The sequence below is a fragment of the Bacteroidetes bacterium GWF2_43_63 genome, assembly GCA_001769275.1.
In the GTDB taxonomy this organism is placed as follows: Bacteria; Bacteroidota; Bacteroidia; order Bacteroidales; family DTU049; genus GWF2-43-63.
Genome location: MEOQ01000003.1, coordinates 1 through 13,616, shown reverse-complemented (window position 1 = coordinate 13,616; position 13,616 = coordinate 1). Strand labels below are relative to the sequence as shown.

Annotated in this window: 11 protein-coding genes; 9 read left to right on the top strand and 2 right to left on the bottom strand. The window is 42.5% G+C overall.

From position 1 onward, the window contains the following. Positions 1–38 precede the first annotated feature (38 nt). A complete protein-coding gene (locus A2W93_10845) occupies positions 39–1,064 on the bottom strand; it encodes a hypothetical protein (protein ID OFY56411.1) in 1,026 nt (341 codons plus the stop codon). Between the two features lie 190 nt (positions 1,065–1,254). On the opposite strand from A2W93_10845, the gene A2W93_10840 reads away from it, so the two are divergent. The 3 genes from A2W93_10840 (at position 1,255) to A2W93_10830 (ending at position 2,864) form a co-directional block, all read left to right on the top strand. Continuing rightward, positions 1,255–1,572: a hypothetical protein gene (locus A2W93_10840; GenBank protein ID OFY56410.1), complete on the top strand. Its 318-nt coding sequence runs from the start codon at positions 1,255–1,257 to the stop codon at positions 1,570–1,572. A 132-nt stretch (positions 1,573–1,704) separates the two neighbouring features. Next, positions 1,705–2,319, top strand: a complete 615-nt coding sequence (locus tag A2W93_10835; GenBank protein ID OFY56409.1) for a hypothetical protein — start codon at positions 1,705–1,707, stop codon at positions 2,317–2,319. 11 nt (positions 2,320–2,330) lie between these two features. After that, entirely contained in the window at positions 2,331–2,864 is a 534-nt protein-coding gene (locus A2W93_10830; protein ID OFY56408.1) for an NAD(P)H nitroreductase, read from the top strand. A 32-nt stretch (positions 2,865–2,896) separates the two neighbouring features. Here A2W93_10830 and A2W93_10825 read toward each other — a convergent pair whose 3' ends face one another. Further along, positions 2,897–5,506, bottom strand: a complete 2,610-nt coding sequence (locus tag A2W93_10825) for an alanine--tRNA ligase (protein ID OFY56407.1) — start codon at positions 5,504–5,506, stop codon at positions 2,897–2,899. Positions 5,507–5,586: 80 nt separating this feature from the next. Between A2W93_10825 and A2W93_10820 the strand changes: the two genes are divergently transcribed. The 6 genes from A2W93_10820 to A2W93_10795 all read left to right on the top strand — a co-directional run bounded on the left by A2W93_10820 (position 5,587) and on the right by A2W93_10795 (position 12,951). Next, positions 5,587–6,546 (top strand): hypothetical protein, encoded by a 960-nt coding sequence (locus A2W93_10820; protein OFY56406.1) that lies wholly within the window; start codon positions 5,587–5,589, stop codon positions 6,544–6,546. Further along, complete coding sequence (locus tag A2W93_10815; GenBank protein ID OFY56405.1) at positions 6,534–7,892, top strand: amino acid permease; 1,359 nt, start codon at positions 6,534–6,536, stop codon at positions 7,890–7,892. Before A2W93_10820 ends, A2W93_10815 begins: the two co-directional genes overlap by 13 nt. After that, positions 7,889–9,055: a hypothetical protein gene (locus A2W93_10810; protein OFY56404.1), complete on the top strand. Its 1,167-nt coding sequence runs from the start codon at positions 7,889–7,891 to the stop codon at positions 9,053–9,055. Before A2W93_10815 ends, A2W93_10810 begins: the two co-directional genes overlap by 4 nt. A 3-nt stretch (positions 9,056–9,058) precedes the next feature. After that, on the top strand, positions 9,059–10,087 hold the full coding sequence (locus A2W93_10805) for a hypothetical protein (GenBank protein ID OFY56403.1): 1,029 nt from the start codon (positions 9,059–9,061) through the stop codon (positions 10,085–10,087). Positions 10,088–10,233: 146 nt separating this feature from the next. Beyond that, positions 10,234–11,373: a hypothetical protein gene (locus tag A2W93_10800; GenBank protein OFY56434.1), complete on the top strand. Its 1,140-nt coding sequence runs from the start codon at positions 10,234–10,236 to the stop codon at positions 11,371–11,373. Between the two features lie 723 nt (positions 11,374–12,096). Continuing rightward, complete coding sequence (locus A2W93_10795) at positions 12,097–12,951, top strand: hypothetical protein (protein ID OFY56402.1); 855 nt, start codon at positions 12,097–12,099, stop codon at positions 12,949–12,951. The last annotated feature ends 665 nt before the right edge of the window (positions 12,952–13,616 follow it).

Genomic DNA, 13,616 nt, shown 5'->3' with positions numbered 1-13,616 from the left:
CGGGAACTTAGTGGTTTTTTCTGACGAGAAGTCTCTTCTCAGTCCGGTCTGCCAACAATCACAATATTCATAGAACGAATCCCATAGGGCAGATCCGTGATTCCGGTTCCGGAAATATCCATCCAGCGCAGGCGTATGAGCTCATCAAAAAATGAAGGAAAACTACTGATATCGGTATGCGCAATATTCAGACTTTCCAGACTGGTCAATTCATTGAAAAACGATGGAAAACTGCTGACTTTCGTATTGCTCATATCCAATTCGCGCAGCGATGAGAGCTCGTGAAAAAATGACGGAAATGAAGTAATGGGATTGCCTGATAAATCCAATACTTCGAGACTTTTCAATTCGGAAAAATACGATGGAAACGAAGTAAAATTATTGTTTTCAGCAACTATTACACGCAGCTGTTTCAAATCGCTGAAAAAAGATGGCCATGAACTGAAACTGTTGTTGCTGATATAGAGCTCCTGCAGGTTTTTCATGTTGCTGAAAAATGACGGCCAGGTGGTCAGGTTCTGTCCTCGAACATCAAGGACAATGACAGCTTCCGGGTTTTTCACGGCTGCTTCAATGTTATAAAAAACTCCGGAGTTTTGTGGAATATAATTGTTTTGAACAACTGGTTCGATGTAGATAGTTTGATTCGAATTATCATTGGAATTTGAAGTATTCCAGTTTGAAGAATTTGTCGTAGTGTTAGTATTTACAGGTGTTTGCTGCACCGGGAGTCCGCTCTCGGCATCGCGCATCACAAGGATGGAGCTGATGTTGTTGTTCCATGCAGCAAAATCACCAGTAGCAGTCCAGTCGCTTTCGAGCACCAGATGATGTCCGCGGAAGCCTGTTTCATCAAAGATGATAAGCCATGTCCCTTCCGGAATATCAATCGAGCCGATGCGGTTATTGAATACATCAGAAAGGCCTTCCGGATTCCAGTGACTATAAATATTTCGCGAGTCGCCCAGAAAATTTTCCTTATCAAATACAACAACGGCTTCGTTCTGAGCTACGCCGGCTGCAGATACTAAAGCAAGCAGGATGAGAATGGCGAAGTGTTTCATGGTGGCTATTATTTGTGTGCGAAGTTAAAAAACTTCGCACAGCTGTTTAGTTAAAAATGAGCAAGCGCGTTGCAAAATTAAGGCCAGTACAGTGCGGAGTTGGAAAACTCCGCACAGCTGTACGAAGAAACTTCGCGCAGCTGTGATTGTTTGCTGCTGGAGGTTTAACGATTTCGTATCTTTGTATATCATGTCGCGACATCACTTCCACGGAAAGCTTCAGGAGCTTATTGAGCGGGCTGAATCAGGCACTGCCGCTGATGTGGATTTTATATTTGAGCATCTTACCGTTCATGCTGATTTTGCGATGACACGATTTGTTGATTTTGCGTTAGGCGTGGTCACCTCAAATGTAGGGTTTGAGCAAATTCGTTTTTACCTGTTTCACGGAACGCAGATCCAGCGCAATTATGCAAGTTTGTATTTCAATCGCCTCGGCGAATGGGACTGCGTGAAAGAGGCATTTGATCAGGGATTGATTGATGAGGTGCAGGCGTTTGCACGGTAGAATTGATAACATGTCTGGACTAGACTGATTTATTTATTTCTGATATTGTCCCAATTTCCCGAAAAAGAATTTTCCCAATATTCTATATTCTACAAAATTTCTTTAATTTGCAGTTTCACTTCAAATCCCAAAATGACTATTAAAGAACTATACGATAAGGTTTATACAGCAGGCGAAACAAAATCGCCGGAAGCATTTATTCGCTTGTATGAAGAAAACACATTCCTTATTGAAAATCAAGAAATCACCACGGACGAAAATCATGAAGCGGTTATGCGGCTTACCGCTGACTACGCGCATCATTTAGTAACTAAAGAATCTTATTTAAAAGCATTAACTTATCTTGATAAAGCCATAGTTCTCTTTGAGAATTACAATGGCTTTGATCTTTCAAAAATGAATGATGTTGACTTTTATAGAATCCTACGTTTCGATAGAGGCGTTGCCAATTTTGAATTGAGAAATTACTCTAAATCACATTATGATTTTAAATGGTTGATGAAAAACAATCCTGACAACGAAACATTCAGGAATTGGAGTAATGCTATAGTGTATAGAAAAATACAAATTCAAATTCGTTTTCTTTGGTACTTATTAGCTGGCTTATTAATACTTGAAATTTTTATTGATAGAACGACTTTTAATATACTCCACACTACAGTACTAATACTGTGCTCGCTTTCATTACTTTCCATTTTATTTTTGGAAGCTATAAAGTACAAAAACAAAAGAAAAACCTACAACTAAATTAAAAAGACATGACCTTCACAGAACTAGCCAAAATACGTCAGAGCGATCGCAAATATTCGGATCAGCCAGTTGATAAGGAAAAGCTGCAACAATGTATTGAAACGACACGCATAGCGCCTTCGGCAAACAATTCGCAACCATGGAAATTCATAGTGGTTGACGATCCGGAGCTGAAAAACAAAATAGCGGAATGTGCTGCCAGCCTTGGCATGAATGGATTTGCTACGCAAGCACCAGTGATGGTTGCCCTCGTGCTCGAAAAAATGAATATTCTTTCAAAAATCGGAAGTGTGATCAAAGACAAAGAATATTCATTGCTCGATATTGGAATTGCAGCAAATCAGTTCTGCCTGCAGGCGGCCGAGCTTGGACTCGGAACCTGCATGATTGGCTGGTTCAATGAAAAAGAAGTAAAAATGTTACTACACATACCATCCGGAAGACGTGTGCCACTGCTGATTTCAGTTGGTTATCCGGCCGGAGCTACGCGCGAAAAAGTGCGGAAGGCTGTTGGCGAAATGAGTGGGTGGAATACCTATTAGGGGTGTGCGACGTTGCAAACGTCGCACAGCGATTACTTTCCGAAAATTGCTTCAGCAGCTGCAATGGCTTCGCTCAAACCATCTTTGTTGGTGCCGCCGGCTGAGGCCAGGAAAGGTTGGCCGCCGCCACCGCCGTTGATGGGTTTGGCAATTTCGCGAATAAGTTGACCGGCGTTCAAGCCTTTTTCTTTCACAAGCTTATCGCTGATCAGAAGCGTGATTCCGGCCTTTTCGCCGTTGGCGGAACAAAGCACAGCCACCAGATTGTCGCTCAGAGTGCGGAGTCCGAAGGCAATGTCTTTCAGATCACCGGTTGGAACATCCAGTATTTTCCCGAGGAATTTTATACCTGCTATATCTTTGGCTTCAGCCAGCAATGAGGGCGCAAGCAAAATCAGCTTTTCTTTTTTCAGGGCTTCCATTTCTTTCTGAAGTCCTGAAAGTTTTTCATTCAATTCGGTCACGGCAACAACAGGATCCTTTCCTTTGAATATTTCTTTCAGACCACGGAGTTGTTCGTCCATCTTTTCAATCAATGCTTCGGCGAGTACACCCGACACTGCTTCGATACGCCGAACACCAGCTGCAATCGCGCTTTCAGAAACTATTTTGAAATAACCAATCATTCCGGTTGAAGGAATATGTGTTCCTCCGCAGAGCTCAACGCTGCTTCCAAAGCGGATTACGCGAACTTTGTCGCCATATTTTTCGCCGAACAACGCCATCGCACCCATTGCCAAAGCTTCATCCTGCTTCATTTCGCGGTGTTCATCCAATGGAATATTTTCGCGAATTTTTTCATTGACGAAACGTTCAACTTTCAACAAATCTTCATTGCTCAATTTCTGAAAATGCGAAAAGTCGAAACGCAGATGTTCAGGAGAAACAAGAGATCCCTTCTGTTCAACATGTGTTCCGAGAACCGCGCGCAGTGCTTCGTGCAGCAAGTGGGTAGCTGAATGGTTACGCATGATGCTGACACGATAATCGGCATTCACGTCGGCTTTGAAAACAGCTTTTGGGTCTTCGGGCAGCGTGTCTGTAACATGAATAATCAAGCGGTTTTCCTTGATGGTATTAATGATTTCAATTTCATCCTTTTCGGATTTCAGCATGCCTGAATCGCCCACCTGACCGCCACTTTCGGCATAGAAAGGTGTTTTGTCGAGCACGATCTGAAAAATAATTTTACCTTTTTGTTCCACCGAACGATAGCGCGCAATGCGCACCTCGTCGGAGAGATGATCGTATCCGGTGAATTCAGTAACTACATCCGGAATAATTTCAACCCAGTCGCCGGCGGCTACAGCAGCGTCTTTGCGACTTCTGTTTTTCTGTTCTGTGAGAAAAGTATTGAATTCGTCAATCTGAACATCGAGACTGCGTTCGCGCGCCATCAGCAAAGTCAGGTCAATCGGGAAGCCGTAAGTATCATACAATTCAAAAGCAAATTTCCCATCAATGGTTTTACTTCCGGCCAGTTTTGAAACATAATTCTCAAACATGTGAACGCCCGTTGCCAGGGTGCGCAGGAAAGAGTTTTCTTCTTCACGGATCACATTGCCAATAAGTTCCTTTTGTTTTGTTAACTCCGGGAATTGTTGTCCCATCTGATTTTCAAGGACAGGGAGCAACTTATGCATGAAAGGTTCATTACAATCAAGAAATGAATAACCATAACGCACAGCGCGACGAAGAATGCGGCGGATAACATAACCCGCTTTGGCATTAGAAGGCAGCTGACCGTCAGCAATAGCAAAGCTTACAGCCCGCATATGGTCGGCAATTACGCGCATTGCAATGTCTTTCTTTTCGTCTTTACCATATTCAAACCCGCTCAGAGAGCTGATTTCAGCAATCAACGGCGTAAACACATCGGTATCATAATTCGATGATTTATTTTGAATAGCTCTTACCAGCCGTTCGAAACCCATGCCGGTATCAACATGTTTTGCCGGCAGTGGCTCGAGTTTGCCTGATGCATTGCGATTATATTGAATAAAAACCAGGTTCCATATTTCAATCACCTGCGGGTGATCGTTGTTGACCAATGTTTTTCCGTCAACAGCAGCACGTTCGGCATCGGAGCGGAGATCGACATGAATTTCGGAGCACGGGCCACAGGGGCCGGTATCGCCCATTTCCCAGAAATTATCTTTCTTCGAGCCAGGCAGGATGCGAGCTTCGTCAATATGTGTTTTCCAAAAGTCTGCGGCTTCGGTGTCAGGATCAAGCTTTTCATGCTCATCGCCTCCGAAATAGGTAACAAACAAACGGTCTTTGTTGAGTTTAAAAACGTCAGTCAGCAGTTCCCAGGCCCATTCGATGGCTTCTTTCTTGAAATAATCACCAAAGGACCAGTTGCCAAGCATTTCGAACATGGTATGATGGTAAGTATCAATGCCAACTTCTTCGAGGTCATTGTGTTTACCCGATACGCGCAGGCATTTCTGGCTATCGGCCACCCGTTTGCTTTTCGGAATTTCGTTCCCGAGGAAATAATCCTTAAACTGATTCATACCTGCGTTGGTGAACATCAATGTAGGGTCGTTCTTAAGCACCATGGGGGCTGAAGGAACAATTGAATGCGACTTCGAATTGAAAAAATCGAGAAAGGCCTTTCGGATTTCGTTGCTGGTCATAGGGAGCTTGTTCTGTAATGTACTTAATAAAACTATCTGCAAAATTAGTTTATTTATTAATTTTGCATACATTTCAAAACATGTCCGATCAACATTTACGTTTCAATCCGCAGACGATGCACTACGAAGTGGTGTATAAAAAGCACTCGCGATGGCGCAATGTGCTTTATGTTCTGCTGGTCGGAATTGCCTTCGGCTTGCTGTTTATTCTTCTGGGAACCACATTCATCAAATCGAAGGACGTCAGAAAAAAAGAACACGATCTGGCTGTATTTAAAGAAACCTATGAAAAAGCGGAGCTTCAGTATCAGCAAAATATTGAATTGCTACGTAATCTTGAATTGCAGGACCGGCATTTATTCCGCGAGATTTTCGAAACTGATCCGCCCGATACCACATTGCTGAGCAACCAACTGCTCGAAGAATCCCAGAACAACTCACACAGTGCTGAGTTTTCCGGTATGCTATCACTGGTAAAAGCCCGTTACAGCAAAATTGAGAATATTGCCTACAAAGATGCCATTCGCATTGACTTCGCTGGGTATTTTTTGAAAAATAATGCAGATTATATTCATTCACTTCCGATACGCGTTCCGCTTAAAGAAGGCAGTTATTCGCTGGTGTCAGGATTTGGGAAACGCATACATCCGATTTTTAAAACAGCGCGTCAGCACAATGGGTTAGACCTTGCAGCCCGAGCTGGTACAGAAGTTCTGGCTTCAGGTGATGGTGTTGTGCAGGAGGTGCCTAAAAATCTGGCTGGTTACGGAACCATGGTATATATTTATCACGGACATGGATACTACAGCCTTTATGCTCAACTACTTGAGTCGAAGGTCGATCCCGGATCGAAGGTGAGTGCAGGCGATGTGATAGGGTTTGTAGGCAGCACTGGAATTTCGATCGGGCCGCATCTGCATTATGAAATATGGAAAGATGGAAAGCCTGTTGATCCGATTCGTTATTTACTCACTGTTGATCCGAAAGAATATCTTGAAATGTTTAAAGTTGCCTCGCAATACAATCAATGTCTCTCCTGATGAATAAAGATCTGAAAAAACTCACGCTTTTTACTGCCATCAACTTCGTGATAGCCAACATGGTTGGAACCGGAGTATTTACATCTCTTGGTTTTCAGCTTTTCGATATAAAAAATCCTGCTGCCATTTTGATACTATGGGCTATTGGCGGCATTATGGCCTTGTTCGGCTCCTTTGTTTACGGAGAGCTTGGTGCAGCCATGCCCCGCAGCGGTGGCGAATATAATTTTCTGAGCAAAATATATCACCCCGCGCTTGGATTTCTGGCCGGCTGGATATCAGCCACCATCGGATTTGCAGCGCCAGTGGCCGCAGCATGCATAGCTTTTGGCACCTATTATCATCAGTCAATTGATATATTAAGTAACACCTATTCCATCAACTGGCTTCAAACAACGCCCATGATAGCCGGGATAATCATTCTGGCGCTCATTACAATGGTGCACAGCAACTCAATAAAGACTGGCGGCGGATTTCAAAATGTTTTTACAATTCTGAAACTAACTTTTATTGTCATTTTTGTTGGTGCCGGATTGTTTTTTCTTCCGGAAGCCCAGCCACTCTCATTTGCGGTGAGCGCTGACACAGGCAATGATATTCTGAATCCGGCCTTTGCCGTTGCACTGGTCTTTGTATCCTATGCCTACAGTGGCTGGAACGCATCGGCCTATTTTGTGAACGATCTGAAAAATCCGGTAAAGCAATTACCAAAGTCGCTCGTAATCGGAAGTGTAGTGGTAATGGTTCTGTACATTCTGCTGAATTTTGTTTTTCTGATTTCAACGCCTGTTGATGAGATGGTTGGCAATCCCGAAATCGGACTCATTGCAGCCATGTATATTTTCGGGAACAAACTTGGAGTATTTATGGGGCTTTTTATATCGCTGTTGCTTGTTTCAAGCATTAGCTCCATGATATTTGCCGGCCCGCGCGTTACCTTAGTCATGGGTGAAGATTTCAAACTGCTGCGTTTTTTGGCCAGGAAAAATAAAAACGGCATTCCGTATATTGCATTGATCACCCAATTTGCAATCAGTTTCGTTCTGATTATCACTTCAACTTTCGAATCTCTGATTATGTACACGGGGTTTGTGCTCAATCTTTTCACATTCTTCACAGTACTTGGAGTCTTTGTCCACAGACGCAAATTTCCAGACGCAGAGCGGCCTGTAAAAACCTGGGGCTATCCGGTTACACCAATTATTTTTCTGATTTTCAATCTCTGGATCACCATTTTCGTGATTTACTCGCGACCGCTGGAATCGTTGCTCGGACTAGCAACCATTGCAGTAGGCGCTGTTCTGTATTTTTTCAGCAAGCAATCAAATAAACCAAAAACAATATGAAAACAAGTCTTTTCATCCTGATGCTCAGCATCTTTTTCATGATTTCATGCGGCGGAAGCAGCAAGGACAAACAAAATGGTACCGACTCTACTTCGAATGACACTGTGGCACCAACCGAGACCATAGTTCTGAATCACTTCTACAATGATATTGCGCGGTTTGTAGCTGGGATGCCTGTTAGCGACAGCAGCGTTCTGAAAGAATATACCGAAAAGACAGAATGGAAAAACTACTCAGCCGACATTGACAAGAGCTGGGCGGAATTTCAGAAAAACAAACTGGGAGCTATGCAACCCTGGATCGACAAGGAATTAAACGGAATAAATGAGACTACCTCCGATGTATTTTATCCTTTCAGCGGACCCGACTTTGTTTACATGTACACCTTCCTGCCGAAGGCAGAAAACTATTACATGGTTGCACTGGAACCTGTGGGAATTATTCCGGATATCACAAAGATTGAAAACTCAATGCCCTCGTTTTTCGCAGCGCTCAACAATGCCATCAGGGATAATCTGAACCTGAGCTTCTTCATTACAAAAAGCATGAAGGTACAGATGAACAATGAGCAGATCAAAGGAACCATTCCTGTATTGTTGTTTTTTATGGCACGTTTGAATCTGCATATTCAGAATATTAGCCCCGCCACCATTTCGAAAGATGGCAAACAGGTTTTAAGTGAAACCGAAGTGCTGGACAAAACAGGTAAAAAGTTTAGCAACGGAGTTGAAATCACCTTTTTAAGACCCGGCGAAAACAAGTTGAACAAATTGTATTATTACAGCGTAAGCATCCGAAACGATGGTTTTGCGAGCATGCCCGAAGCTGAAACCTTCCTGAAGTCGCTACCTACCAACATGACAACCATTGTAAAATCAAGCAGTTACTGCATGCACGAGGACAAATATGATAAAATCAGAGAGATCGTTCTTTCTCATTCAAAATTCCTCATTCAGGATGACAGCGGAGTTCCTTGTAGGTTTTTTAACAAAAATGATTGGAATTTTGGATATTATGGAATTTATACACGACCAATCCCTGTTTTTTCACACTTTTATCAGGAAGATTTAAAAAAATCATGGCCGCAAAATGCCTCAAAGCTGAGTTTTCGTTTTGGTTATAACGAAGAATCCAATATCTTTGTAGCTACAAGAAAAAAATAGCGGATGATTAAATCAAAGACCGGGATCACTCTTTCAGCATTTTTCGGCCTTGTTCTGATGTCACTCACATCAGCCGGACAATGGGCCTCAACTACTGTAATAGACACGGTTGAAGCTAATGGTAAACAGATTGTATTATTCAGTGATAATGTGTGGTCGTATGTTAGTTCCATCGAAGATCTGGCCCGTGACAAAGCCATCGCCGACACGGCACGCATTTTTACCGAATATTGGAATGATATAACATTTGCTTACATGTATCCGGAAGATAAACCGCTGCCCGATACGGTAAAATTTGCTCTGGTGGACAGTCTGCACAAATTCACGCCCCCCTTATTGGGCGGAATTACTTCCGGATTTGGCTGGCGTTCAGGCAGGCCGCACAAAGCAGTTGACATCGGTCTTGATTTCGGAACTCCCATAAGGGCTGCTTTCGACGGGAAAGTTCGTTACGCACAATACAACACAGGTGGTTACGGTAATCTGATAATAATCCGGCATTTCAATGGCTTGGAGACCTACTACGCGCACCTTTCAAAGATGTATATCAAGCCCGGCCAGATGGTTAAAGCCGGTCAGGTAATTGGTGGTGGCGGAAATACTGGTGCACACTGGTCTGGACCACATCTTCACTTCGAATGCCGCTACCGCGACCATGCTTTTGATCCGCTTAAAATAATGTCCTTTGATTCGCTTGACCTGAAAATGGATACCATTGTGCTGACTGCCAATGATTTTAAAATTTCTCAAAGTCACAAAGCATATGTAGCCGATGGTGTTAATGGAACCAATACAGGAACAGAAACAGGCACCACAACCAAACAATATGGAGGCAGCACCAGCAGCCAGGGTGACTATAAGGGATCTACGGCCAACGGTACTGCTGTTGGGAATTACTATATTGTGAAAAAAGGAGACACCCTGTCTGCAATTGCCAGGAAATATGGCACCACCGTTGACAAGCTCTGTTCACTCAACAAAATCAACAAAAATTCAGTTCTGAGACTCGGCCAGAAAGTAAGGGTCAGATAATGCTCTTTAGAATTTTATTACTTGTTTTCTGTCTGCTCGGGACTACCGTTGCATTTGCACAGGACTGGCCAAAGGATCGGGATACATCCGGTTTGCCTGGCAAAATTATCTTCGAACAATATTGCGATTCATTTCCCGAATTGTATATGATGCCCGAGTGGTACGAACTGCAGCTGATCTATGTGCAGGTTGACCGTGATAAATATGGAATACCGCATCTCACGTATCACAAACTAGGAATAGATCGTGGTAAATATTTTTACCCGGCCAGCCTTGTTAAACTGCCTACCCTGCTTTTGACCCTCGAAAAGCTGCAGTCGCTCAAAAGCAGAGGCGTTGACAAATATACCCGACTGAGTATCGGCAAGGAACATTCCTGCCAGTTTGAATTCAAAACCGACACTTCCGGTTTAGAGGACTATCCTTGTATTGCGAATTTTATTCGCAGAATTCTTCTTGCATCGGACAACTGGAGCTACAACCGGCTTTTCGAATTTGTGGGGCAGAAAGAACTGAATGATGGTCTGCGTCGCAAAGGATACACCGATCCGGTTATTCTGAAACGCTTTGCCAAATGCGATGATGATGAAAACAGGTTCACCAACCCTTTCTGTTTCTACGACGATGAAGGAAAAATTATTTACAGCCAGCCTGAACAGGAAAATCAGTCCGCATTCAAGTTGCCCGCTTACATCGATGCCAAAGTTGGCAAAGGATTTTGGGATGGCAAAAAAATATTGGAACAACCCCGCGATTTCAGCAACAACAACTATCTGCCGCTCGAAGATGCGCTCGAAATGCTCATTTCATTCATTATGCCCGAAGCGGTTGATGAGCAGAAGCGCTGGGACCTTAGTCCGCACGACCGGCTGTTTCTGTTGCAGTATTTTTCCATGTACCCGCGTGAATCCATGTTTGAGGAATATCACAACTGGCCGAAATACGAAGACAGCTACAAGAAATATTTTCTAATGGGCGACCACAAAGACACCATCTACGATGGGGCTTTGCGCGTTTTCAATGTGGTGGGCCTCAGCTACGGCTTTGCCTCGGACGTGGCCTATGTTGTCAACCTCCGCGAAGGTGTTGAGTTTTTTCTGGCCGCCACCATTTACACCAATCACGATGATATCCTGAATGACGAGACCTACGAATACCGCAACATCGCATTCCCGTTTTTCGGACGTTTCGGAAGAATCATTTACGACATGGAGCGTGCACGTGAAAAGCAGTATCTGCCTGATTTCAGAGAGATAAAGCAGGCCTTGTCGTTGCCGCCGATGTAAGAAGAATGGTAAAGAATAACAGGTTATGAACTTTTTCGATTGGGCGTTTATTAATATCTTCAGGCTTGTATCCTTTCTGATTAAATCAAAACAGGATGCTAAATGGAGTGCATTTTTATATTTCAATTTCTACATGGCCGCTCTTGCTGTTTCAATTTGCAGTTTATCAGGAATTTTGTATCCAAATTCACTAAGCCAATATCTTAAAACAAATACGATTGAATTTGTTTTAATTGTTGGGATAGTTTCCCCTGTCATTTTTGGAATTAGGTATTTTAAAATTGTAAACATTGAGCAATTGTACGAACAAAATGAACAAATTTGGGACTCCAAACGACACATGTTAAAACTCCTATTCACATTATTTATTATCGGAGTTCCTCTGATGTCTTTTTTCCTTTATAGGACGTCTTTGTAAAATACAAGATTATTATATAATGCGATACTGACCCATCCACAATAAATCCCAAGACGCCAATCCTGATAATAGCAAACAACGGAATTTCAACTCATCTCATAAAATCCGCACACAGCGCTGGTTTTTGAATTTATTAGAAATATTTTTGCAGCTTAGCTCTGTGAAAACAAAACAGCTATACGATTGCATTGTGGGCACGCCTTAAAAAAAGCTTGAATACTCAATAATTAGAGAAAATGGTTTACTTTAGCATTGTATTATTACTGAATAACCAATCTTATTGCAACCAATAAGAATTAAATAATATGAAATACATCATCATTATAATTTCATTTTTGTTGTGTGGTAGTCATATTTCTGCTCAGGTACGGTGTGCCGACTCGGTTTTCAAGAATATGAACGTTGTGATTCCACGAGATACGTTTGTCATTAAAGATTTTCAGGATAGCTCTTATTTATATATTCCGAATAAGCATAAACCCAGATCGGAATTTGCCATGTTGAAATTTGATAAAAGCTCCGGGTCGTTTTCCCCGCTCAGCTATCATTTGCACCAGCCAACTGATTCATTGGATAATGGAATACACGTTGTTATAGACAAAAATGGAACGGTTGAGACTGTTTTTCTAATTGATTCCAGTTTTGTTGATGGCTGGCGATATATTTTTTATAATTCAAGTTCAAGACTGTCCTGTTATGTTTATTTTAGCCATGGGATAAACAATGGTTTGGAAGTACTTTTAAATCCCAATTCCAGTTTTTCTTGGGTAAGAAACTACAAGAACGGATCACCTGACGGGTATCAATATAGTTTTTATTGGCGAAAAAAAAATGCTCTGTCGGAATATCAATATTTTCAAAACGGAATTCAGATGGGAGCGGAATATCTGTTTGACAGAGCCGGAAGAATAGATAATGTAACTCTGTATGGATTCAATAAACGCATTTGGACAAAATGGGTCTATAATTCCGGAAATCTCGAACAATACCTGATTTTTGACGAAAATGGAGATCTTGTTAAATGTGAGAAATATAGACGCAATGGCAAACTTAAGGAAGTAAAATATAGAGATGTAATTAAACCGGAGAAATATAAACGCAATGGTAAACTTAAGGGGGTAAAATCTGGAAACGCTGAAAATGATTTACTCTGTCAATAATTAGAGATAATAACATCAGAGTTCAGCACTGCCCCATCCACAACAAATCCCAAACGCCAATCCCGATAATAGTAAAGCTCTGAATTTCAACTCATCCCATCAAAGCCGCACACAGCAAGGGTTTGAACTTGTCAGAAATATTTTTGCAGCTAAATCAAGTGAAAATGATGGGGGATAAAAAGTGGGTTGAGTGGGCTCTTAAAAATCAACAAAAGAAGTCGAATTGAGTTCCCGGTCTCCAAATAACCAGATGCTCAACAGGTGGAAGCCGATATCTCATCCTATACTGCAGACTTCTTCATTTGTTGATTTTCGCTGCCGACACTTCGACGGAGTTTACCCCGCTGTTGACATTTCGACTCCGCTCAATGTGACAGCGGCGGGGCTCAGGATGACAGCAGGTGGCTGGTGGGGCAGCGGGAGCTACAGCTGCATTCACCGCTGTCATTCAGAGTGTTTGAATAATAAGCCTCGAAACCATCAGACTTCAAACGTATCGAAGAACGACAGCGGGCTCTGCTGTCTCCTTCGATACATCGCAAGCTGGATCGCAATAAGCGCTACGAGAGCGGCACTGCTAATGAACACCTACCGGAATAAGCTGATAACCAATGTTTTTAGCTTTTTTCTCTAGACCCTTAATCATAGCAGCTTTGAATTTTTTT